This is a genomic window from Collimonas pratensis (assembly GCF_001584185.1).
GTDB classification, from domain to species: domain Bacteria; phylum Pseudomonadota; class Gammaproteobacteria; order Burkholderiales; family Burkholderiaceae_D; genus Collimonas; species Collimonas pratensis.
On sequence record NZ_CP013234.1, the window covers coordinates 3,680,388 to 3,700,811 of the forward strand.

A 20,424-nucleotide genomic window follows, 5' to 3' on the forward strand; every position below is an offset into this window, starting at 1 on the left:
TCACCCCAGAAAAGCTGATTGCACTCGTTAAAATGGCAAAACAATTGAATTCTGCTGTCCAGGTAAAAAAATCCCCTCCCAACAAAGATGCGCCGCTGAAGGAAGATATCCGTCTGCTGGGCCGCTTGCTGGGTGATGTGCTGCGCGAACAAGAGGGCGATGCGGTATTTGAAGTGGTCGAAACCATTCGCCAGACGGCGGTGCGCTTCCGCCGCGAATCGGACCCGCAAGCCGGCGCCGATCTCGACAAGCTGCTGAAAAAGCTCACGCGCGACCAGACCAATTCGGTGGTGCGGGCGTTTTCCTATTTTTCCCATCTGGCCAATATCGCCGAAGACCAGCACCACAACCGCCGCCGCCGCGCCCATCTGCTGGCCGGTTCGGCCGCACAAGCCGGCAGCGTCGCCCACGCCTTGAGCAAACTGGACGATGCCGGCGTGTCCGGCGCCACCGTGCGCAACTTCCTCAAGGATGCGCTGATTTCGCCGGTGCTGACCGCCCATCCGACCGAAGTGCAGCGCAAGAGCATCCTCGACGCCGAGCGCGAAATCGCCCGCCTGCTGGCCGAGCGCGACCGTCCGCTGACCGCCAAGGAACTGCGTGACAACACCGAACTGCTGCGCGGCCGTATCGCCACTCTGTGGCAAACCCGCATGCTGCGCTACACCAAGCTGACCGTGGCCGACGAAATCGAAAACGCCCTGTCCTACTACCGCATCACCTTCCTGCGCGAACTGCCGGCCCTGTACGACGACATCGAAGGCGAAATCGCCACCCAGTTCCCGACCCGCGGCCGCAGCGCCACCACTGAACTGGCGCCGTTCGTGCAAATGGGCAGCTGGATCGGCGGCGACCGCGACGGCAACCCCAATGTCAACGCCGGCACCATGCAGCGCGCGCTGACGCGGCAGTCGACCACGATTTTCGACTTCTATCTGGAGGAAGTGCATGCGCTGGGCGCCGAACTGTCGGTCTCGACCCTGATGGTCAGCGTCAACCAGGAATTGCTGGTGCTGGCGGAAAATTCGCCGGATACATCAGATCACCGCTCCGACGAACCCTACCGCCGCGCCCTGATCGGGATCTACGCGCGACTGGCCTCGACTGCGCGCGAGCTGGGCGCCACCAACATCCTGCGCCAGGAAGTCGGCGCCGCGGCGCACTATGCAGCGCCACAGGAATTCACGCAGGAACTGCAGATCATCGAAGACTCGCTGCGCGCGCATCATGGCAGCGCCCTGATCAAGCCGCGCCTGGCGACGCTCAAGCGCGCCTCCGAGATTTTCGGCTTCCATCTAGCCTCGCTCGATATGCGCCAGAGTTCCGACGTCCACGAACGGGTGCTGACCGAGCTGTTCGCACAGGCGCAGGTGGAAGGCGCCTACGACAAACTGAGCGAAGAACAGAAGATCGACCTGCTGCTGGCCGAACTGGCCAAGCCGCGCCTGCTGTACTCGCCGTATATCGAGTACTCCGACGAAACCGTTTCCGAGCTGTCCATCCTGCGCGCCGCCGGCGAGATGCGCCAGCGCTACGGCGCGCGCTCGATCCGCAACTACATCATCTCGCATACCGAGACCGTGTCGGACCTGCTGGAAGTCTTGCTGCTGCAGCAGGAAACCGGCTTGCTGCGTCCCGACGGCAAGAACCACGCCGCAAGTACGCTGGAGGTGATGGTGATTCCGCTGTTTGAAACCATTCCCGACCTGCGCCGCGCGGCCGCCATCATGGAACAGTTCATGGCGCTGCCGCCGGTGAGCCGCCTGATCGCCAAGCAAGGCAAGCTGCAGGAAGTGATGCTGGGCTATTCCGATTCCAACAAGGATGGCGGCTTCCTCACCTCCAACTGGGAGCTGTACAAGGCTGAAATCCAGCTGGTGCGTGTGTTCGACCGCGCCGGCGTCAAGCTGCGCCTGTTCCATGGCCGCGGCGGCACTGTCGGCCGCGGCGGCGGCCCTAGCTATCAGGCGATCCTGGCGCAGCCGCCGGGCACCGTCAACGGCCAGATCCGCCTGACAGAACAAGGCGAAATCATCGCGTCCAAGTTCTCCAACCCGGAAATCGGCCGCCGCAACCTGGAGCTGCTGGTAGCGGCGACGCTGGAAGCCAGCCTGATGCCGAACACCGCCGACAGCAAGCAGATGAAAAAGCTGGGCGAGTTCGAAGAGCTGATGGACGGCTTATCGGAACGCGCCTACCAGTCGTACCGCAACCTGGTGTATGAAACCCCGGGCTTCACCGACTACTTCTTCGCCGCCACGCCGATTGCCGAGATCGCCGAGCTGAACATCGGCTCGCGCCCTGCTTCGCGCAAATCGACACGCCGCATCGAAGACCTGCGGGCGATTCCATGGGGCTTTTCCTGGGGCCAGTGCCGCTTACTGCTGCCGGGCTGGTACGGTTTCGGCAGCGCCATCGAGAGCTGGCTGGAAGAAGGAAAAGACGCCAAGCTGAAGAGCCAAAAGCTGGCGACCCTGCGCGCGATGTACAAGGAATGGCCATTCTTCGCCACCCTGCTGTCGAACATGGACATGGTGCTGTCCAAGACCGACCTGGCGGTGGCCTCGCGCTACGCCGGGCTGGTCACCGACCGCAAGCTGCGTAACAGCATCTTCAAGCGCATCGTCGATGAGCATGAGCGAACCAGCAGCATCCTGTCGGCCATCACCGGCGCCAAGGACCGCCTGTCCGGCAATCCATTGCTGGCGCGTTCGATCAAGAACCGCTTCGCCTATCTCGATCCGTTGAATCACTTGCAGGTCGAGCTGATCAAGCGCCACCGCAGCGTGACCGCGGCCGGCCGCACGACGGAAGAACGGGTCAAGCGCGGCATCCACTTGAGCATCAACGGCATTGCCGCCGGCTTGCGCAATACGGGCTGACGGGCTCCGTGTAGGGTGGGCACAAAAACGTGCCCACTCTACTGACTGACTCTCGCTAGTTTAGGCCAAGTACTTGCTTCACTGCCGGCAAACCATCTTCGCCGCCACGTGTCTTCACGCCATTCAGCCAAGCCTGCAGCAGCTCCGGGTGCAGTTTCAACTGCCGCGCCGCGGCGGTCTTCGCATCCACTTTCTGCGCCAGCACGTCGTTGATGATCTTGTTTTCCATGTCGACGCTAAATTCCAGCTGGCTGAACAGGCGGCCGACGTTGGGGCATTGCGCCCGATAAGACTTGCGCGCCAGCGTATTGACGCTGGCGCCGCCGTAGTTGGGACCGAAATAGGCATCGCCGTCATCCAGATAAGTCAGCTGGAAGCTGCTGTTCATCAGATGCGGTTCCCAGGCCAGGAACACGATCCATTCCTTGGCGGCGACCTTGCGCGCCACCTGGCTCAGCATGCTCTGCTCGCTCGACTCCACCAGCTTCCAGCCCGCCAAACCGTAGGACTTGGCGTCCAGCATGGTCTTGATATTCTGGTTGGCCGGCGCGCCGGTTTCGATGCCATATATCTTGCTGTCGAATTTATCCGCAAACCTGGCGAGATCTTTGAACGACTTGACGCCGGCCGCGGCGACATAGCGCGGCACCGCCAGCGTGAACTTGGCGTTGACAAGATTAGCGTGCAGGATATCGAAGGCGCCGTCCTTGAGTTGCGCTTCCATCAATGGCTTTTGGGCTGGCATCCAGTTGCCCAGCAAGATATCGATCTGGCCTTTTTTCAAGCCGATGAAGGTGATCGGCACCGACAGGTGGGCCACCCGCTGCTCATAGCCGAGCGCCGCCAGCACTATACCCGCCGCGGCATTGGTGGCGCCGATGTCGCTCCAGCCGGGATCGGCCATGCGCACCAGCTTGCAGGCCTCCGCTTCGGCGGCAAAGGCGCTTTGGCTTGCGCAAACACTGAGCACCGCCAGCATCGATGAAAACCGTGTTTTCCACATGGCTGCTCCCTGGCGCTTAAGCCGCTTTGACGGCCGGAAAGCGCGCCATCGCTTCCAGCTTGTCGAGGTCGATGTGGTTGCGCATGAAACGGCGGCTGGCGTCCTGCACCGGCTGGTAATCCCAGTGGCGCTGCGTGCCACGGCCTTGGGCGGCGAAATGAAAGCGCCGGCGCCGCTGGCTGGCGACCACTTGTTTATGCAGCTGCGGAAGATTCCACCTGGCCGCCGCTTCCTGTCGGAATTGCTGGAGCACCGCGGCAGCCTCCGGATCGCGCGCCAGATTGTGCAGCTCGTCAGGATCGCTTCCCAAGTGATAGAGCTGGTCAGGATCGGGCGCCGAATGGATGAACTTGTAGGAACCGCGCCGTATCATCACGATCGGCGCCAGCGCGCCCTCGCCCAGGTACTCGCCGATCACTTCGTCATGCCCGGCCCGGCCCAGCAGATGCGGTAAAAGACTGCGGCCAGCAATGGCCTCCGGCGCGGCCGGCGCATCGCCATTGAACGCCAGGTCGACCAGCGTCGGCAAGATATCGGCCAGCGACACCGACGCGCTGATGCGGCACGGCTGGAAACGCCTGGGTGCATGCACGATCAGCGGCACGCGGGCAGCGCCTTCAAAGAAACTCATCTTGTACCAGAGCCCGCGTTCGCCCAGCATGTCGCCATGGTCAGCCAGCAGCAGGATGACGGTATCGTCGGCCATGCCGCTCTGTTCCAGCGTGCGCCGGATATGCCCGATCTGTTCATCAACATAGGAGACGGCGCCGTAGTACGCATGGCGCGCATCGCGGATTTTCTGCGCGCTGAGCGGCGTACTGTCCATGTCGCAGACATGGCGCAAGCGCAGCGAATGCGGATCCAGCTGCGCCGTCGGCAAATCCACCCGTGGCATATCGATCTCTTCATCGCGGTACAGATTCCAGTACTGCTCGGGAATCGCATAGGGATCGTGCGGATGGGTCAGGGAGACCAGCATGCAAAATGGCCTTTCATCGTCGTCGCGCGCGATATCAAACAGTTTCTGGCGGGCTGCGGCGACAACTTCTTCATCGAAATCGAGCTGGTTGGTGCGGATGCAAGGGCCTGCCTCGGTCACGGAGCTCATGTTGTGATACCAGCTGGGACGCTGCTCGGGATGCTCCCAGTCCGGCGTCCAGCCGAAATCCGCCGGATAGATATCGGTCGTCAGGCGCTCTTCAAATCCGTGCAACTGGTCGGCGCCGCAGAAATGCATCTTGCCGGCCAGGATGGTGCGGTAGCCGGCATGGCGCAGGTAGTGGCCGAAGGTCAGTACTTCCGATCCCAGCTCGGCGGCGTTGTCGTAAGCACCGATGGCGGATGGCAGTTTGCCCGACATGAACACATAGCGCGACGGCGCGCACAAAGGACTGTTGCTGTATGCGGAATCAAATACCACGCCGGCGGCGGCCAGGGCATCGATATGCGGCGTTTTGCTGACCTGATTGCCATATGCCGCCAGCGCACGGGGCGCCAGTTGGTCCGCCATGAGAATCAGAATATTCGGCTTGCGGCTCTTCATCGACATCTCCAGTCATTGGTTGGCGTTATGCTGGCATTTAGTCTAGCATCGGGGTTTTACGGTCGTGAAGCCGTCAAATCCTTATGCATCCATAAAGAGAGCTTATGGCAGACCTACGCCGACTACCGCCGCTACAGAGCCTGGCATTCTTCGAGGCGGCGGCGCGCCACCTGAATTTCACTGCCGCGGCAAAAGAGCTCGGCACCACCCAGCCGGCGGTCAGCCACCGGATCGGCTTGCTGGAAGAAGACCTGGGGGTAGCGCTGTTCACGCGCGGGCATCGCGGCGTTGCCCTGAACGCCGACGGCACCCGCCTGTTCGAAGCTGTCCATGACAGCCTGGGTACTATCGGCAATGCAGTCGCGCAGATCCGCGCTCGCCGCACGCGCCAGGTGCTGAGCGTCGCCACCGACTTCGCTTTCGCCTCTTACTGGCTGATGCCGCAGCTGGGGGCCTTGCGCAAACTGGTGGCCGATCTGGATGTACGCATCGTGACCTCGCAGAAAGCCTTCGATATCCGCGAAGAAGCGGTGGATGTCGCCATCGCCTTCGGCGACGGCCGCTGGCCCGGTTGCGAGGCAGAGCTGCTGTTTCCGGAAATCGTCGTCCCGGTTTGCAGCCCGAGTTTCAGAGACAGACATGGCTTGAGCGGCGATCCCGCAAACTTAGCGCAACTGCCTCTACTGCACCTGGAAAGCGACGATCCGGCGCGCTGGCTTAGCTGGGAGAGCTGGTTTGCCCGCTACAAGCTGGCGGCCGGCCGCGGCCATGGCCACGACTTCAGCTTCAACAATTACCCCTTGCTGATGCAAGCCGCCAGCGCCGGACAAGGGCTGGCGCTGGGCTGGCTGCCGCTGGTATCGGCGCTGCTGGAGAGCGGCCAGCTGGTGCAGGCAGTTGACCATCCTGTCCGCACCGACAACGGCTATTTCCTGGTCAGGCCAAACGCGCAGCGCAGCAGCGTAGCAGTCGAACTGTTCCGTCAGTGGATCACCGGCCAGTGCGTGTGAATCGGCGTTGCCGGGCTTACAGCTTCTTCTGCAACAGCATGGCCTTGCCCATGGCCGGATTCAGTTCATAGCCGGCAAAGCCGCTGGCCTTGTAGAGCGCCTGCGCCGGCAGGTTGTGTTCCAACACCTCCAGCGTGATCTTGCAGCAGCCGAGGCCGATGGCGACCAGCTCGATGTGCTGCATCAGTAACTTGGAAATGCCTAGCCCGCGAAATGCTTTGGCCACCGTCAGATCATGGATGTTCAGCAGCGGCTTGCAGGCGAAAGTGGAAAAGCCCTCGATGCAGATCGCCAGGCCGGCCGGCTGCTCCTCGACAAACGCCAGCACCACGTGCACATCGCTTCTCTTTCTCAGCGCCGCAATCAGGTTGGCCTGGACAAAGTCGGCCAGTTGCTGGCCGCCGCCCATGGCGTCCATGGCGTAGCCGTTCAACAGTTCAACAATGGCGGCGGCATGGCGCGGGTCGGATAGATCGGCATTGAATACTTGGGTCATTGCTGGTTCCTGGTTGTATTTCCGGTTGAGCCCTTTTCGGGCGGTTGCGCAAGCAGCCCTCCATTCTGCCACCTGCGGCGCTTTCTTATCATGCTTTTTCAACATCAACTGACGATGTGGCGCACGTGCCAAAAAAGCGCAGGCACTCCCCTTTTTAGTGACAATTTTCGACCTAAAATGCCAATTTGGTGAACTGGTACATCAATCTTGTATATCAGTTTGGTGCACCAGCTGGGATGAGCAGGCTGGCACACGAATTGCTGAGCCATCAATATGACCATCGCCGCCAAATCCTCCACCCAGATCGCCGAACGGATCACCGAAGCGATGCTGGCGCGTAAACTCGCGCCCGGCACCCGATTGGGCGAGCAGCAATTGGCGGAACTGTTTGGCGTCAGCCGCACCCAGATCCGCGAAGCGCTGACGCGGCTGGTGACGCGCGGCATCGTCACGGTCAGCGCGCGCCGCGGCTGGTATGTGATCGAACCGACGCCGGAAGATGCGCGCGCTGCCTTTGAAGCACGGCGCGTGCTGGAACTGGGCCTGCTGCGCCATGCGCGGCCGATCAGCGCGGAAGCGATCCGCGCTCTGCGCCTGCACGTCGAACGCGAGCAGGCAGCGCTGGAAGGCGACGACGTCGCCAGCCGCAGCTTCCTGCTGGGCGACTTCCATGTCTGCTTGTGCGAATCGTTCGGCAACTCTTTGCTGGCCGATACCCTGCGCGACCTGACCACACGCACCACGCTCACCGCCATGCAGTACCAGTCATCGCATCACGCCAGGCAATCCTGCGCCGAACACGTCGGCATCGTTGCGGCGCTGGAAAACGGCGACCTGGAACAGGCAGAACAATTGATGCATAGCCATCTGTGCAATGTAGAGGCGGGCCTGGAAGAATCCCTGCAGAGCGGCCGAGGCCCGCTGTCGCCACTGCAGCAGGCACTGGCCCCCCTCAACGACCATTTCGACAAGCAGTTATTCGCAATATCACCCCAGCTGAAGGAGTTTTAACATGAAATTTCCCAAGATTCTGTTTGCCATGGTCGCCGTTACCGCCCTGTTCAGCAGCACCGCCCGTGCCGATGCGCTGGCCGATATCGTCAAGAGCGGCGTACTGAAAGTCGCGGTACCGCAAGATTTCCCGCCGTTCGGCTCGGTCACCAGCGATCTCAAGCCGCAGGGCCTGGATATCGATGTCGCCACCCTGATCGCCAAGAAAATGGGCGTCAAGGTCGAGCTGGTGCCGGTCACCAGCGCCAACCGCGTGCCTTACCTGCAAACCAAAAAGGTCGACCTGATCATTTCCAGCCTGGGCAAGAATCCGGAGCGCGAAAAAGTCATCGATTTCAGCGAAGCCTATGCGCCTTTCTATAACGGTGTGTTTGGCGGCGCCGACCAGAAAGTCAGCAGTGCAGCCGATCTGGCCGGCAAGACCGTGGGCGTGACCCGCGGCGCGGTGGAAGACCTGGAGCTGAGCAAGATCGCGCCAGCCAGCGCCACCATCAAGCGTTACGAAGACAACAACGGCACCATCAGCGCCTTCCTCTCAGGCCAGGTGCAATTGGTCGCAACCGGCAACGTAGTGGCGGCGGCAATCATCGCCAAGAATCCGCCGAAGAAACCGGAAACAAAATTCCTGATCAAGAATTCGCCCTGCTCGATCGGTCTCAACAAGGACGAGAAGAACCTGCTCGACAAGGTCAACGCCATCCTGACGGCAACCAAGAAGGACGGCGAACTGAACGCGATCAGCGTCAAGTGGCTGGGAATGCCGCTGCCGGCCAGTCTGTAATCGCTGGCGCGCCGCGGACCCCGTCTCATGAGCTACCACTTTGATTTCCTCGCCGCGTTCGACTATCCCGCCGTGCTGATCAAGGGCGTGCTGGTCACGATCGAGCTGATTGCGATCGGCGGCGTGCTCGGCATCGCGGTCGGCATCTGCGCGGCCTGGGCCAAGACCCAGGGACCGCGCTGGCTGCGGCCACTGGTCAGCGCCTATGTCGAGCTGATCCGCAACACACCGTTCCTGATCCAGCTGTTTTTCATTTTCTTCGGTCTGCCCGGCATCGGCTTGCAGATCACAGAAATGGAAGCAGCCTTGCTGGCGATGGTGATCAACCTCGGCGCCTATAGCTGCGAAATCATCCGCGCCGGCATCGCTGCCGTGGCGCGTGGGCAGATCGAAGCCGGCCTTAGCCTGGCGATGACCAGGATGCAGATCTTCCGCCACGTGATCCTGCCGCCGGCTCTGCAAAAGATCTGGCCGGCCTTGTCCAGCCAGGTGGTGATCGTGATGCTCGGTTCCGCCGTCTGTTCGCAGATCGCGGTAGAAGAACTGGCTTACGCGGCCAACTTCATCCAGGGCCGCAATTTCCGTTCGTTTGAATCCTATCTGCTGTCCACCGCCATCTACCTGGTGCTGGCGATCGGCTTGCGCCAGCTGCTGCGCCTGCTGGGCAACCTGCTGTTCGGCCGGCCAGCGCGTTCATTGCCGAAGGGGGCAGCATGATTTCCTTCTCGCTATGGGATATCGTGCGCAACCTGCTGCTGGCCTTGCGCTGGACCGTGCTGCTGTCGCTGGCCTCGTTTGCCCTTGGCGGCCTGCTTGGCCTGATCGTACTGTTCCTGCGCAGCTCCAAGAAAACCTGGCTGCAGCGCCTCACCAGAATGTACATCGAGCTGTTCCAGGGCACGCCGCTGCTGATGCAACTGTTCCTGGCTTTTTTCGGCCTGGCGCTGTTCGGCCTCGACGTGCCGGCCTGGCTGGCGGCCGGCCTGGCGCTGACCTGCTGGAGCAGCGCCTACCTGGCGGAAATCTGGCGCGGCTGCGTGGAAGCGATTCCGCGCGGCCAGTGGGAAGCCTCGTCGTCGCTGGCGATGACCTACCTGCAGCAGATGCGCCATGTGATCCTGCCACAAGCCTTGCGCATTGCGATTCCGCCTACCGTCGGCTTCAGCGTGCAAATCGTCAAGGGCACCGCGGTCACCTCGATCATCGGCTTCGTCGAGCTGTCGAAAGCCGGCACCATGATCACCAACGCTACCTTCCAGCCGTTCACGGTGTATGCCGTGGTCGCGCTGATGTATTTCGCGTTGTGCTGGCCGCTGTCCAAATACAGTCAGTCTCTGGAAAGGAAATTCAATGGCACTCATCGCGATTGATAATGTAAAGAAGAGCTTCGGCGACAATCAGGTGCTGAAGGGCATCCGGCTCGACGTCGAAGCCGGCGAAGTGATCGCCATCATCGGCAAGAGCGGCTCCGGCAAGAGCACCCTGCTGCGCTGTATCAACGGTCTGGAAAGCATCGACGAGGGCAATATCAGCGTCGCCGGCGCCCATCTCGGCAAGAGCGAGCTGGAACTGCGCGCGCTGCGCCTCAAGGTCGGCATGATCTTCCAGCAGTTCAACCTGTTTCCGCACCTGACGGTCGGCCGCAACGTGATGCTGTCGCCGATGATCGTCAAAGGCACGACCGAAGCGGCGGCGCGCAAGTCGGCGCAGGACAACCTGGCACGAGTCGGCCTGACGGAAAAATTCGACGCCTATCCGGACCAGCTGTCCGGTGGCCAGCAGCAGCGGGTGGCGATTGCGCGCGCGCTGACCATGCAACCGCAGGCGCTGCTGTGCGATGAAATCACCTCGGCGCTCGATCCGGAACTGGTGAACGAAGTGCTGGCGGTGGTACGCAGCCTGGCCGATGAAGGCATGACCTTGCTGATGGTGACCCATGAAATGCGCTTCGCCCGCGAAGTCTGCGACCGCGTGGTGTTCATGCACCAGGGGAAAGTGCATGAAATCGGACCGCCGGAAGAGATTTTCGTGAATCCGAAAACGGTCGAACTGCAGCAATTCCTGGGGGCTGCGAACTAGCAGCAAGTTGCCTAAAAATTGGCGACTTGTCGGGAAAACGGGGGGAGGCTTGCGCAATTCTGTAAAATTGCGGATTAGGCACCGTTAATATGGAAGCACACATGAATTCAATAAGCACCACCCCGCCCCTGGCAGCAGACCTGATTTCCTTCATCGAAGGCTTGCCGAAAGCGGAACTGCACCTGCATATCGAAGGCACGCTGGAACCTGAATTACTGTTCGCGCTGGCGCAACGCAACAACGTCAGCCTGCCCTACGCCTCGGTCGAAGAACTGCGCGCGGCCTACGCTTTCACCGACCTGCAATCCTTCCTCGACCTGTACTACGCCGGCGCCGCGGTGCTGCAGACCGAACAGGATTTCTATGACATGACCATGGCCTACATCGTGCGTTCGCGCGCCGACAACGTGCGCCATGCTGAAATCTTCTTCGACCCGCAAACCCATACCGAACGCGGCATCGCCATCGAAGTGGTGTTCGCCGGCATCGCCCGCGCCTTGCGCGAAGCGCGCGAGCGGCACGGCTTCAGCAGCGCCATCATCATGTCCTTCCTGCGCCATCTGTCGGAAGAAGACGCCTTCGCCACGCTGGAAGCGGCGCTGCCGCTGCGCGCCGAATACCGCGACCTGTGGATAGGCATCGGCCTGGATTCGGCCGAGCGCGGCAATCCGCCGGAAAAGTTTGCGCGGGTATTCGCGCGTTGCCGCGAGCTCGGTTTCCATCTGGTCGCCCACGCCGGCGAAGAAGGTCCGCCACAATACGTCAAGGATGCGCTGGATGTGCTGCACGTCGAACGCATCGACCACGGCGTACGCAGCGAAGAAGATCCGGTGCTGATGAAACGCTTGGCCGAGCAACGGATTCCGCTGACGGTGTGCCCGCTCTCCAACCTCAAGCTGTGCGTGGTCGACGACATGCGCAAGCACAACCTGGCGCGCCTGCTGCACGCCGGCCTGGCGGTTACCGTCAACTCTGACGATCCAGCCTATTTCGGCGGCTACATGAATGCCAATTTCCTGGCGGTGGCAGCGTCGCTGCGCCTGAGCCGCACCGAACTGGTGATGCTGGCGCGGAATGCCTTTGAAGCGACTTTCCTGCCGGCTGCGGCCAAACAGCAGTTGCTGCTGGAACTGGATGGCTATTGCATGGCGCATTGATTGCGCTGGCTTGGCCGGCGCTATTTGAGGCGCCGGCGGATTTGCCGCAACCCGCCCTGCCAGTCTGGCGCGGCGGGTTTTTCACATGCGCGACATGGACAAAAAAAGCCCGCAGCGCGTAGGGTGGGCACGCCTTTGTGCCCACGCGCGACGATTACCCCACCTTGGACGGCAGATGCGCATAAGACTGTCGATGTGTATAGGTCACGCGTGGGCACAGGTGCCCACCCTACATTCGGAGAGTGCATAACAAAACTCAAAACCGGCGCTTGCATAGTCCTTGCCAGCGAGACAGTTTACGTACATCATTGGGGAGCAGCCAGATAGCCTGCCCTATCGATCCCGTCTGACTCTGCGCAACCGTAATATCGTGGAGACCATGATGGACAACGTACTTGCTGCACCCGCACTTGCGGCACCGCTTCTGACTAAAGCCGGGATCCTGTTTTCGGTAACAGTCGAGTTCAAACAATATCAGTGCCTGGTGCCGGCAACCACCCTTTCCGATCTCTCGCATTCGAAAGATCCCAAGCTCGACCTGCTCGATACCTACCGGGCTTTCCAAAGCAAGATCGAAGGCGTCGCCCGCCGCCTGATCAGCGCCGGCCTGGAAGGAAAACCGCTGGTAGTTGGTAGCGGCTACTTCCAATAATCCAGACGCTAGCCAGCATCGCTTAAGCGATGACCGCAGGCAGCCGCTGCCTGCGATGGTTGCTCACCCGCAGGTTCAATGATTGACCAGCGCACGCCGCTTCAACAGTGCTTCGCGTAGCTTGTCGTAACCTAGGTTGAACAGGAAGGTGTACGGCAGGAAGAACATCAGCAGGCCGATGTCGAGAATCAGCGCGTCGAGCAGGCTCATCTCCAGCCACCACGCCACCAGCGGCACCACGATCGCCACCAGGCCAGCTTCAAACGTCAGCGCATGCACGGCCCGCACCGCCATCGTGCGGACGATGCGCCAGCGCCGTTCAACGCGATCGAACATGGCGTTGAAAATCATGTTCCAGCTCATCGCCACCAGCGAGATCATCAGGGTCAGCGCGCCGGCGTGCGCCATCGGCATTTTCATGACCCACGACAGCACCGGTGCCGTCAGCGCCACTGCCAGCGCTTCGAAAATCAATGCGTGGGTAACACGCTCACCCCAGGTTTTATTGGTATTCATACTGCCTCCGTTGCTTCAGAAATGCCTGATGCAAGAATTTTCTTCGATTAAACTGATACTATCAAACTAGTTATCATCGGTTAAACCGATACATTGGAGACCCCATGCGCCATTCGCTGGAAACCTTGTTCATGTTTGTCGAAGCGGCGACGCTGGGCTCCTTTTCCGCAGCAGCACGCAAGCTGGGCAAGCAGCAATCGACCGTCAGCGAAGCCATCGCCAACCTCGAGATCGACCTTGGCCTGACGCTGTTCGACCGCAGCACTCGCCGTCCCGGCCTGACGCCGCAAGGCCGGGCGATGCTGGTCCATGCGCAGCAGGTGATCGAGGCCAGCGACCGCCTGGAACGCGCAGCCCACAGGCTGGCCGACGGCCTCGAGCCGCAGCTGACGCTGGTGCTGTCCGACACTTACCAGTCAGACCGCTTTGAAGAAATCCTCACCAGTTTTGAACAACGTTATCCCGCGCTAGAGCTGGAATGCATGATTGCGGAGCGTAACGACGTGGTGACGCTGGTGCAGGAAGGACGCGCCCATCTCGGGCTGGTGGCCGCGCAGGCGGATTACCCGCCGGACATCGGCTTCGAATCGGTGCCCGACCGCTCGGCCATCGGCCTGTATGTCGGCAAGCAGCATCCGCTGACCAAGGCGCGCCACATCACCACCGAAATGCTGCACAACGCGCGCGAACTGCGCATCAGCACGTATGGCGAAGATAGCGCGGACAGCACGCAACGCCGTCGCGGCCAGTCCTGGACCGCTTCCAGCTACTTGCTGCTGCTCGAAATGACCGAGCTCGGCTTCGGCTGGGCCGAACTGCCGTACTGGCTGGCCAAGCGCTTTGCCGCTGACCGCTTGCTGGAGCTGCAGGTGCGCGGCTGGCCGAAAAGCATACAGGTGGACGCGGTCTGGTCGCGCCATCGCGGGCTGGGGCCGGCCGGCAGCTGGCTGCTGGATACGCTGATGGCGCGATAAATGTCAGCATACGGCCAGGGCTGGTCTGGCGCGGATTTTGCTCTGTTTCCTGTATCACTCAGAAAGCCGACAAAAAATGTTAATCGTCCTCGCCTCCGCCAGTTTCGCCGCCCTGCTTGCCGTCTTCCTGCTGCACAAAGAACTCAAGAGCCGCGGCTTTCTCTCCAGCTACAACCGCAATGCGCGTTCCAACGCCCGCCTGCAGCGGAGCCGGACCACCAAATCTCATCATTGAGCGGCGCCGGCGACGACTCTTCTTTTGCAGCGGGCAAAAAAAAGCCCGCTGGACCTTGCGGCGCGGGCTGAATCCAATCCATAGGGGGAGTTGGAGGAGACGAAATCACTATAGTGGGAAATATTGCGCACCGCAATATAGTAAAAATACGGTATCAGACGCAAAAAAACCTGCGGCCGCAAGGCAAGCAGGTTTTTTGTATTCTTCAATACAGGAGAAGATTCCCGAAGCCCAGACCTATCTGGAAAGTGGCTCCGACGTGTAACGAATCTACTCTTGTATTGGCCCGTATCGTATCTTTTACAGCTGGATACGACAGGCCATTCAAGGATAGTACTCTGTTTTTGCCAAGAACACAAGGGAATTTTGTCAAATACCGCCGATTCTCCGCAGCCGTGAGGCAAAAAAAAAGCCCGCGAAACCTTGCGGCGCGGGCTTGAATCCAAACCTTAGGAGGTGTTGGAGGAGACAGGTGTAACTATATAGAGCTGATCTGCAAGCCGCCAATTTATTTAACGCATAACAGTTATTCACGCAAATGATAGCGTTACCATTGCTTTGCAGCATAAGGCAGCCGGCGCCCTTCTTGCGCGCTCTGGCGCGCCAGCTCCAGGATCTCGGCGACGCTGACGGCGGCATCCGGCGCCACCGGAAACGGCGCGCCATCCTGTATCGCTGCTGCTACCGCACGATAAAACTCGACGTAAGCGCCATCCAGGGTAGCCAGTTCGCCGCGCACGTCGAGCGCGCCGTCCACTTCCCGGATCAGGCCGGGCGGATTGCTGGCCCATCCCGGCTGGCCCGGCCTCAGGCCTGCCTTGAGCTGATCTTCCTGGCTGTCCAGGCCGGTTTTCAGGTAACTGCCGCGACGGCCGTGCAGCACGAAGCGCGGCGCTTCCAGCGCGCTCAAGGCACTGGCATGCAGCACCACCTGCTTGTCGGCGTAGCCCAGCTGCAGGTGGACATAATCGTCCGCCTCGGCATGCTCGCGATAGGCCGCCACGGTGGCGTTCACGCTGAGCGGCGCGCCGAACAGCAGCAGCGCCTGGTCGACCAGGTGCGGGCCGAGGTCGTACAGCAAGCCCCCGCCGCTGAGTGCATTTTCGCGCCAGCGCTGCCGCACGGCAGGCCGGAAGCGGTCGAAATGCGATTCAAAATGGGTCAGGTGGCCAAGCCGGCCGCTGGCCAGCAGCGCCTGCACAGTGCGGAAATCGCCATCCCAGCGGCGGTTGTGGAACGGCGCCAGCAACAGCTTGGCGTCACGCGCAGCGCGCTCCAGAATGCGCGCCTCTTCGGCCGTCAGGGTAACCGGCTTGTCGACCACTACGTGCTTGCCGGCTGCCAGCGTACGGCGGGCAAAATCGAAATGGGTGTCGTTCGGCGTCGCGATGACAATGCAGTCGAGCGTGGGATCCGCCAGCAAGGCGTCCAGGTCAGCGACGATGCGCGCCTGCGGCCAGGCTTGACTAGTGATGTCCGCCTGGCTGCTGGCGATGGCGCTGACTTCGGTGCGGCCGGAATGGCCGATCAGCGGCGCATGGAAGGTAGCGCCGGCAAAGCCGTAGCCCAGCAGGCCGATTTTTAACAGGGGCTTGGTATGCAAAGTCAGACTCCTAACTAATGATGCAAAGATTATCCACAGCAAAAGTTACCCACAGAAATTGTGGACAGTCCTGTGGATAACCATCAATGATTTTAATCAAGTCTTTGATTCATATAGGTTTTAACCGAACGCACAAGCTTGATACTCCGGGCATAACTTGGCGGGCCTGTTTTTTACGCCAAACAAGCCGGCCGCCAGCCGCGGGAAGCCTCTAGCTGGCTGCGGAATCGATATCCGCCAGCGATTCGCGTCCCTTGTCGGTGATGTCGAAACCGTCGCCAGCCGGCCTCGGGCTGATATGCCCCTTCTTGCCAAGGAACAGGGCGACATCAGCCGTCAACTTGCTGCCAGGATCACTGGCGATGGCGCGCAGGCCATCGATGCAATTCCTGATGAACAAGGTCTGCTGTCCCTTTTCGGTCAGCGACAGGCCGCCGTTCTTTTCATACGCGATGAACTTCAGCCCTGTCAGGCGCTTGGTGTTTCTTGCCACGCAAGCGCTCACCCGGCCGTGCGTTCCCTTGCCGATCTGTTCCAGCGCGTCGTATTCATCTCTTGTCAAACCGTCGTTCATTACTGCTTCCTCTGTAGAATTTGCCATGCTGCGACCCTCATGGTACGCGCCGCGGAGGATAGCGGCAATGGATAGCGGCCGGGTGGGCAGGCGCGATGGCGGAGGAATGCATTGATTACTACAATCGTTAAATAAAATCTGGTATCGTAACCGCAGGTATTCCAACCTCGCGCACAAGGAGACATTTATGGATTTAGCAGAAAAATTCGACGCCAAAGGCAAAGAAACAGGGAACGCCTATCATGTGGAGTGCTATAAGGACTCGATTGAAAGAGCAGCTGCAAACGGCACCGTCGCTTCCCTGCCGGGACGTGAAATCTACAAGCTGGCGGACGGGCGGGCGCTGACTCCGTATGCGGAAGGAAAATTCGTGATTGACCTGACCGGCGAAAAAATCGTCAGGGTCTAGGCGACCCCGTCTAGGCATCCTCATCTAGGCAGCCCCGTCTAGGCTGCTTCAGACATCCGCCTTGGCCGACATGAGAAAGCCTGCGAACCGTGAGGACGCAGGCTTTTTCATTAGACCGGCACGACAGGATGGGAACCGCCCTACGCTCGTCCGCCCTCGCGCAAGGTCCGGATCAGCAGGTCCGCCATGACGTTGCCGTCAAACTCGCGGAAGCCGCGCTGATAGACCAGCGCGCCGACCGCGATCAGCCGGAACAGCTCTTCCTCGGTCAGCTTATAGGATAATTTGGCGATTTCGTTGGCGAACATCTGCACGATGTCGTCGTCGCTGGTGAGCGGCACCTGGCGACTGGCCCTACCCCACATTTCAATGATCTTGGCTGCCTTCATAAAAACCTCCAGAAGATTTTTAGTATAGATGCCGCGGCGCAAATATCCAGTCGTTCGCAGCTATCGGGCAAGCCCTCAGAATAGGCAAAGCGTGGCGATATTATTGTTTGAATAACGGTAGCGGATGCAGTATTCGCTGCCCTTGACGCACTGCGGCGACAAGCTGCTCAGCAGTCTCAGCATGAGGCTGCCCTGCACCTGGTCCAGCTCGCATACCTCGACGTCGAGAAAGTCAAAATAGCGCCCGACGAAGGGATACAGGGCCTTGAACAGGCTTTCCTTGGCCGAAAACACCAGTCCCAGCCAGCGTTCCAGCGGCAAGCCCGCAGTATCGCCGATGCCCTCTTCGGCGGTGCTCATCAGATGCGCAACCAAAGGTTGCGCCGCCTCGCGGCTGAGTAGACTTTCGATATCGATGCCCAGCGCGCGCCACTCCCCGCTCGCGGCCGCCACGGCAATCGCCTGGCCGTCGCCATGGCTGATCGAACCGATAAAGCCCTGCGGCCAGAGCGGCGCCCGGTGCTCGCCGATCGCCAGCGTCTCGCTCCCGCCATAGCCTTGCTGGTGCAGGGCCTGGCGGGCACACAACCTGCCGGCGGCGAATTCCACCTGGCGCTTCAGCACTGCATTGGCCAGCGACGCCGGCAGCACGATGCCGGCGGCTTTCAGGCCAGCCAGCTGGGCGGCGTCGACGACGTAGCGCAGCCCGGCCTGGCTGACGGAATCCGGCAGCTGCGGTAAAAGGGAAGCAGTTACAAGGTCGGCGGAAAATGGCATGGTTTTTCAATCAAGATCCTGGACGGCATCGCCATCGGATCAAAGATTATAGCGTCCGGGCGCGTCGGCCTCGGATTTCCGCTGCAGCAATGCAAAAACCCGCACACCTTGCGGCAGCGGGTTCATAAGGCAATGGGGCATCTGGTGCCGGTGATCGAGGCTACCGGCTAACCTGCTGATGGCAAGACACCCTTCGAAAAACGCGCATCCGACTGGGTTCAGCTAGATCCGGCTTTATGAGTGAGCACTAAGTCAACGCTTTGCATTTTACGCAGACAAGATGACAACAGCATGACTGCCGTATGACGATTGCCCCTCTGACTCGTGCACGGAGGCAAAAAAAAGGCCCGCGATACCTTGCGGTCACGGGCCGAATCCAAACTCGGGGAGAGTGTAGAAGACGGAGCCATTGTAACTTCTGGGGAAAATCGGCACAGCTGTCAAAGTTGACAGGAGGAAACACATAACACTTCGACATTTCCTTTGTGTAAGTTTCTGTAAGTTTCAAGCAAGTCCTGCGTAAGGTTCGGACCGCACACTCCAGATTAGCTGTACCAAATATAAATATTCTAGGAGACCAGCATGGCTACACTACAACCTGCCGCAGGCGGGGTTAAACCTGCCAACCGCGGCATCACGGCAGAGGAGCGCAAGGTCATTTTCGCGTCGTCCCTCGGTACCGTGTTCGAATGGTACGATTTCTATCTGTACGGTTCGCTTGCAGCAATTATCGCCAAACAGTTCTTCTCTGGTACTGATCCGAATACCGGCTTTATTTTTGCGTTGCTGGCATTTGCTGCGGGCTTTATCGTGCGTCCGTTCGGCGCCTTAGTATTCGGACGCCTGGGCGACATGATCGGCCGCAAATTCACCTTCCTGGTGACGATCCTGATCATGGGTGCTTCGACCTTCATCGTCGGCATCCTGCCTAACTACGCCACTATCGGCATCGCCGCACCGATCATCCTGATCACCCTGCGCATCTTGCAAGGCCTGGCTCTGGGCGGCGAATACGGTGGCGCGGCAACCTATGTCGCCGAGCACGCGCCGGATGACAAGCGCGGCGCATTCACTTCCTGGATTCAAACCACTGCAACGCTGGGCCTGTTCCTGTCGCTGCTGGTGATCCTGGGTGTACGCAGCGCAGTTGGCGAAGAAGCTTTTTCAGCCTGGGGCTGGCGCATTCCTTTCCTGGTTTCCATCATCCTGCTGGCTGTTTCGGTCTGGATCCGCCTGTCCATGAATGAGTCGCCAGCGTTTGCCCGCATGAAAGCGGAAGGCAAGACTTCCAAGGCTCCGCTGACGGAAGCGTTCGGCCAGTGGAAAAACTTGAAGATCGTCATCCTGGCGCTGATCGGCCTGACCGCCGGCCAGGCTGTGGTCTGGTACACAGGGCAGTTTTATGCCTTGTTCTTCCTGACCCAGTCGCTCAAGGTCGACATGTCGACCGCCAATATCCTGATCGCCCTGGCGCTGCTGTTGGCAACGCCATTCTTCGTGATCTTCGGCACCCTCTCCGACAAGATCGGCCGCAAGCCTATCATCATGGCCGGCTGCCTGATTGCCGCACTGACCTACTTCCCGATCTTCTCCGGCCTGACCCACTATGCCAATCCAGCGCTGGAAGCGGCGTTGAAAAATGCACCGGTGATTGTTACCGCCGATCCAGCCGCCTGCCAGTTCCAGTTCAATCCGACCGGCACCAAGAAATTCACCTCTTCCTGCGACATCGCCAAAGCTAAATTGTCTGCGGCATCGGTCAATTACGAGAATGTCGTCGGCGCGCCAGGCTCGGTGGCTACCATCAAGATCGGCGACAAGGTGCTGACTTCATACGATGCCAATGGCCTGTCGAAAGAAGATGCCGCCGCCAAGGACAAGGCATTCTCGGCCGAACTGTCGGGCGACATCAAGGCTGCCGGCTATCCTACCAAGGCCGATCCTGAACAGATGAACAAACCGATGGTGCTGTTGCTGCTGTTCATCCTGGTGATCTACGTCACCATGGTGTACGGTCCGATTGCGGCCATGCTGGTAGAAATGTTCCCTACCCGCATCCGCTACACCTCGATGTCCATGCCTTACCACATCGGCAACGGCTGGTTCGGCGGCCTGCTGCCTACCACGGCATTTGCCTTGGTGGCCTTCAAGGGTGACATCTACTACGGCCTGTGGTACCCGATCGTGATTGCGGTCGCCACCTTTATCATCGGCATGTTGTTTGTCAAGGAAACCAAGGACAACGATATCTACCAGACCGAGCGCGCTTGATCGATATGGCATATCCTTACGGTTATGCCTGAGCAGCGTAAAAAAAGCCGCCAGATGATTCT

Annotated in this window: 21 protein-coding genes; 13 read left to right on the plus strand and 8 right to left on the minus strand. The window is 60.2% G+C overall.

Features of this window, described 5'->3' with window-relative positions; all coding sequences use genetic code 11:
* The first annotated feature begins 32 nt into the window (after nucleotides 1-32).
* Nucleotides 33-2,882, plus strand: a complete 2,850-nt coding sequence (gene ppc, locus CPter91_RS16475) for a phosphoenolpyruvate carboxylase (RefSeq protein WP_099047213.1) — start codon at nucleotides 33-35, stop codon at nucleotides 2,880-2,882.
* Nucleotides 2,883-2,937: 55 nt separating this feature from the next.
* Here the strand turns inward: ppc and choX are convergent, their stop codons facing one another.
* Entirely contained in the window at nucleotides 2,938-3,885 is a 948-nt protein-coding gene (gene choX / locus CPter91_RS16480; protein WP_061942085.1) for a choline ABC transporter substrate-binding protein, read from the minus strand.
* A 16-nt stretch (nucleotides 3,886-3,901) separates the two neighbouring features.
* Nucleotides 3,902-5,428, minus strand: coding sequence for a choline-sulfatase (betC, locus tag CPter91_RS16485; RefSeq protein ID WP_061942086.1), 1,527 nt, complete (start codon nucleotides 5,426-5,428; stop codon nucleotides 3,902-3,904).
* A 104-nt stretch (nucleotides 5,429-5,532) separates the two neighbouring features.
* Here betC and CPter91_RS16490 point away from each other — a divergent pair, with 104 nt between their 5' ends.
* Complete coding sequence (locus tag CPter91_RS16490) at nucleotides 5,533-6,438, plus strand: choline sulfate utilization transcriptional regulator (RefSeq protein ID WP_061942088.1); 906 nt, start codon at nucleotides 5,533-5,535, stop codon at nucleotides 6,436-6,438.
* Nucleotides 6,439-6,454: 16 nt separating this feature from the next.
* Here CPter91_RS16490 and CPter91_RS16495 read toward each other — a convergent pair whose 3' ends face one another.
* Nucleotides 6,455-6,934 carry a GNAT family N-acetyltransferase gene (locus CPter91_RS16495; RefSeq protein WP_061942090.1) on the minus strand — a complete coding sequence of 160 codons (480 nt, stop codon included), beginning with the start codon at nucleotides 6,932-6,934 and terminating at the stop codon, nucleotides 6,455-6,457.
* 273 nt (nucleotides 6,935-7,207) lie between these two features.
* On the opposite strand from CPter91_RS16495, the gene CPter91_RS16500 reads away from it, so the two are divergent.
* The 7 genes from CPter91_RS16500 (at nucleotide 7,208) to CPter91_RS16530 (ending at nucleotide 12,614) form a co-directional block, all read left to right on the plus strand.
* On the plus strand, nucleotides 7,208-7,945 hold the full coding sequence (locus CPter91_RS16500) for a GntR family transcriptional regulator (protein WP_099047214.1): 738 nt from the start codon (nucleotides 7,208-7,210) through the stop codon (nucleotides 7,943-7,945).
* Nucleotides 7,946-7,973: 28 nt separating this feature from the next.
* Nucleotides 7,974-8,726, plus strand: a complete 753-nt coding sequence (locus tag CPter91_RS16505) for a transporter substrate-binding domain-containing protein (RefSeq protein ID WP_417924862.1) — start codon at nucleotides 7,974-7,976, stop codon at nucleotides 8,724-8,726.
* Nucleotides 8,727-8,753: 27 nt separating this feature from the next.
* Nucleotides 8,754-9,443 (plus strand): amino acid ABC transporter permease, encoded by a 690-nt coding sequence (locus tag CPter91_RS16510; RefSeq protein WP_061942096.1) that lies wholly within the window; start codon nucleotides 8,754-8,756, stop codon nucleotides 9,441-9,443.
* The gene (locus CPter91_RS16515) at nucleotides 9,440-10,096 is read left to right on the plus strand and encodes an amino acid ABC transporter permease (protein WP_061942097.1); all 657 of its coding nucleotides are present in this window, start codon (nucleotides 9,440-9,442) and stop codon (nucleotides 10,094-10,096) included. The genes CPter91_RS16510 and CPter91_RS16515 overlap by 4 nt, the downstream gene beginning before the upstream one ends.
* Nucleotides 10,077-10,805: an amino acid ABC transporter ATP-binding protein gene (locus tag CPter91_RS16520; RefSeq protein ID WP_061942099.1), complete on the plus strand. Its 729-nt coding sequence runs from the start codon at nucleotides 10,077-10,079 to the stop codon at nucleotides 10,803-10,805. Before CPter91_RS16515 ends, CPter91_RS16520 begins: the two co-directional genes overlap by 20 nt.
* Nucleotides 10,806-10,906: 101 nt before the next feature.
* Nucleotides 10,907-11,962: an adenosine deaminase gene (locus tag CPter91_RS16525; protein ID WP_061942101.1), complete on the plus strand. Its 1,056-nt coding sequence runs from the start codon at nucleotides 10,907-10,909 to the stop codon at nucleotides 11,960-11,962.
* A gap of 379 nt (nucleotides 11,963-12,341) precedes the next feature.
* Nucleotides 12,342-12,614 (plus strand): DUF1488 family protein, encoded by a 273-nt coding sequence (locus tag CPter91_RS16530; RefSeq protein ID WP_082792925.1) that lies wholly within the window; start codon nucleotides 12,342-12,344, stop codon nucleotides 12,612-12,614.
* A gap of 75 nt (nucleotides 12,615-12,689) precedes the next feature.
* Here the strand turns inward: CPter91_RS16530 and CPter91_RS16535 are convergent, their stop codons facing one another.
* Nucleotides 12,690-13,130, minus strand: a complete 441-nt coding sequence (locus tag CPter91_RS16535) for a multidrug/biocide efflux PACE transporter (protein WP_061942105.1) — start codon at nucleotides 13,128-13,130, stop codon at nucleotides 12,690-12,692.
* Nucleotides 13,131-13,234: 104 nt separating this feature from the next.
* On the opposite strand from CPter91_RS16535, the gene CPter91_RS16540 reads away from it, so the two are divergent.
* Both CPter91_RS16540 and CPter91_RS26995 read left to right on the plus strand, forming a co-directional pair.
* Nucleotides 13,235-14,104: a LysR family transcriptional regulator gene (locus tag CPter91_RS16540; RefSeq protein ID WP_061942107.1), complete on the plus strand. Its 870-nt coding sequence runs from the start codon at nucleotides 13,235-13,237 to the stop codon at nucleotides 14,102-14,104.
* A gap of 76 nt (nucleotides 14,105-14,180) precedes the next feature.
* Nucleotides 14,181-14,339, plus strand: coding sequence for a hypothetical protein (locus tag CPter91_RS26995; protein ID WP_167595185.1), 159 nt, complete (start codon nucleotides 14,181-14,183; stop codon nucleotides 14,337-14,339).
* A 547-nt stretch (nucleotides 14,340-14,886) separates the two neighbouring features.
* On the opposite strand, the gene CPter91_RS16545 is transcribed toward CPter91_RS26995, so the two are convergent.
* Nucleotides 14,887-15,942, minus strand: a complete 1,056-nt coding sequence (locus CPter91_RS16545; protein WP_236905840.1) for an oxidoreductase — start codon at nucleotides 15,940-15,942, stop codon at nucleotides 14,887-14,889.
* Nucleotides 15,943-16,153: 211 nt separating this feature from the next.
* Nucleotides 16,154-16,543: a hypothetical protein gene (locus CPter91_RS16550; protein WP_236905841.1), complete on the minus strand. Its 390-nt coding sequence runs from the start codon at nucleotides 16,541-16,543 to the stop codon at nucleotides 16,154-16,156.
* Between the two features lie 160 nt (nucleotides 16,544-16,703).
* Here CPter91_RS16550 and CPter91_RS16555 point away from each other — a divergent pair, with 160 nt between their 5' ends.
* On the plus strand, nucleotides 16,704-16,925 hold the full coding sequence (locus CPter91_RS16555; RefSeq protein WP_061942111.1) for a hypothetical protein: 222 nt from the start codon (nucleotides 16,704-16,706) through the stop codon (nucleotides 16,923-16,925).
* 140 nt (nucleotides 16,926-17,065) lie between these two features.
* Here the strand turns inward: CPter91_RS16555 and CPter91_RS16560 are convergent, their stop codons facing one another.
* Both CPter91_RS16560 and CPter91_RS16565 read right to left on the minus strand, forming a co-directional pair.
* A complete protein-coding gene (locus CPter91_RS16560) occupies nucleotides 17,066-17,314 on the minus strand; it encodes a hypothetical protein (RefSeq protein WP_061942113.1) in 249 nt (82 codons plus the stop codon).
* A gap of 75 nt (nucleotides 17,315-17,389) precedes the next feature.
* Entirely contained in the window at nucleotides 17,390-18,091 is a 702-nt protein-coding gene (locus CPter91_RS16565; protein WP_061942115.1) for a 4'-phosphopantetheinyl transferase family protein, read from the minus strand.
* A gap of 582 nt (nucleotides 18,092-18,673) precedes the next feature.
* Between CPter91_RS16565 and CPter91_RS16570 the strand changes: the two genes are divergently transcribed.
* Nucleotides 18,674-20,362 carry an MFS transporter gene (locus tag CPter91_RS16570; RefSeq protein ID WP_061942116.1) on the plus strand — a complete coding sequence of 563 codons (1,689 nt, stop codon included), beginning with the start codon at nucleotides 18,674-18,676 and terminating at the stop codon, nucleotides 20,360-20,362.
* Nucleotides 20,363-20,424: the final 62 nt, after the last annotated feature.

Coding starts and splice junctions, on each gene's coding strand:
- ppc (WP_099047213.1), top strand. CDS start 33: ATGGCAAAACAATTGAATTCTGCTGTCCAGGTAAAAAAATCCCCTCCC.
- choX (WP_061942085.1), bottom strand. CDS start 3,885: ATGTGGAAAACACGGTTTTCATCGATGCTGGCGGTGCTCAGTGTTTGC.
- betC (WP_061942086.1), bottom strand. CDS start 5,428: ATGAAGAGCCGCAAGCCGAATATTCTGATTCTCATGGCGGACCAACTG.
- CPter91_RS16490 (WP_061942088.1), top strand. CDS start 5,533: ATGGCAGACCTACGCCGACTACCGCCGCTACAGAGCCTGGCATTCTTC.
- CPter91_RS16495 (WP_061942090.1), bottom strand. CDS start 6,934: ATGACCCAAGTATTCAATGCCGATCTATCCGACCCGCGCCATGCCGCC.
- CPter91_RS16500 (WP_099047214.1), top strand. CDS start 7,208: ATGACCATCGCCGCCAAATCCTCCACCCAGATCGCCGAACGGATCACC.
- CPter91_RS16505 (WP_417924862.1), top strand. CDS start 7,974: ATGGTCGCCGTTACCGCCCTGTTCAGCAGCACCGCCCGTGCCGATGCG.
- CPter91_RS16510 (WP_061942096.1), top strand. CDS start 8,754: ATGAGCTACCACTTTGATTTCCTCGCCGCGTTCGACTATCCCGCCGTG.
- CPter91_RS16515 (WP_061942097.1), top strand. CDS start 9,440: ATGATTTCCTTCTCGCTATGGGATATCGTGCGCAACCTGCTGCTGGCC.
- CPter91_RS16520 (WP_061942099.1), top strand. CDS start 10,077: ATGGCACTCATCGCGATTGATAATGTAAAGAAGAGCTTCGGCGACAAT.
- CPter91_RS16525 (WP_061942101.1), top strand. CDS start 10,907: ATGAATTCAATAAGCACCACCCCGCCCCTGGCAGCAGACCTGATTTCC.
- CPter91_RS16530 (WP_082792925.1), top strand. CDS start 12,342: ATGATGGACAACGTACTTGCTGCACCCGCACTTGCGGCACCGCTTCTG.
- CPter91_RS16535 (WP_061942105.1), bottom strand. CDS start 13,130: ATGAATACCAATAAAACCTGGGGTGAGCGTGTTACCCACGCATTGATT.
- CPter91_RS16540 (WP_061942107.1), top strand. CDS start 13,235: ATGCGCCATTCGCTGGAAACCTTGTTCATGTTTGTCGAAGCGGCGACG.
- CPter91_RS26995 (WP_167595185.1), top strand. CDS start 14,181: ATGTTAATCGTCCTCGCCTCCGCCAGTTTCGCCGCCCTGCTTGCCGTC.
- CPter91_RS16550 (WP_236905841.1), bottom strand. CDS start 16,543: ATGGCAAATTCTACAGAGGAAGCAGTAATGAACGACGGTTTGACAAGA.
- CPter91_RS16555 (WP_061942111.1), top strand. CDS start 16,704: ATGGATTTAGCAGAAAAATTCGACGCCAAAGGCAAAGAAACAGGGAAC.
- CPter91_RS16560 (WP_061942113.1), bottom strand. CDS start 17,314: ATGAAGGCAGCCAAGATCATTGAAATGTGGGGTAGGGCCAGTCGCCAG.
- CPter91_RS16565 (WP_061942115.1), bottom strand. CDS start 18,091: ATGCCATTTTCCGCCGACCTTGTAACTGCTTCCCTTTTACCGCAGCTG.
- CPter91_RS16570 (WP_061942116.1), top strand. CDS start 18,674: ATGGCTACACTACAACCTGCCGCAGGCGGGGTTAAACCTGCCAACCGC.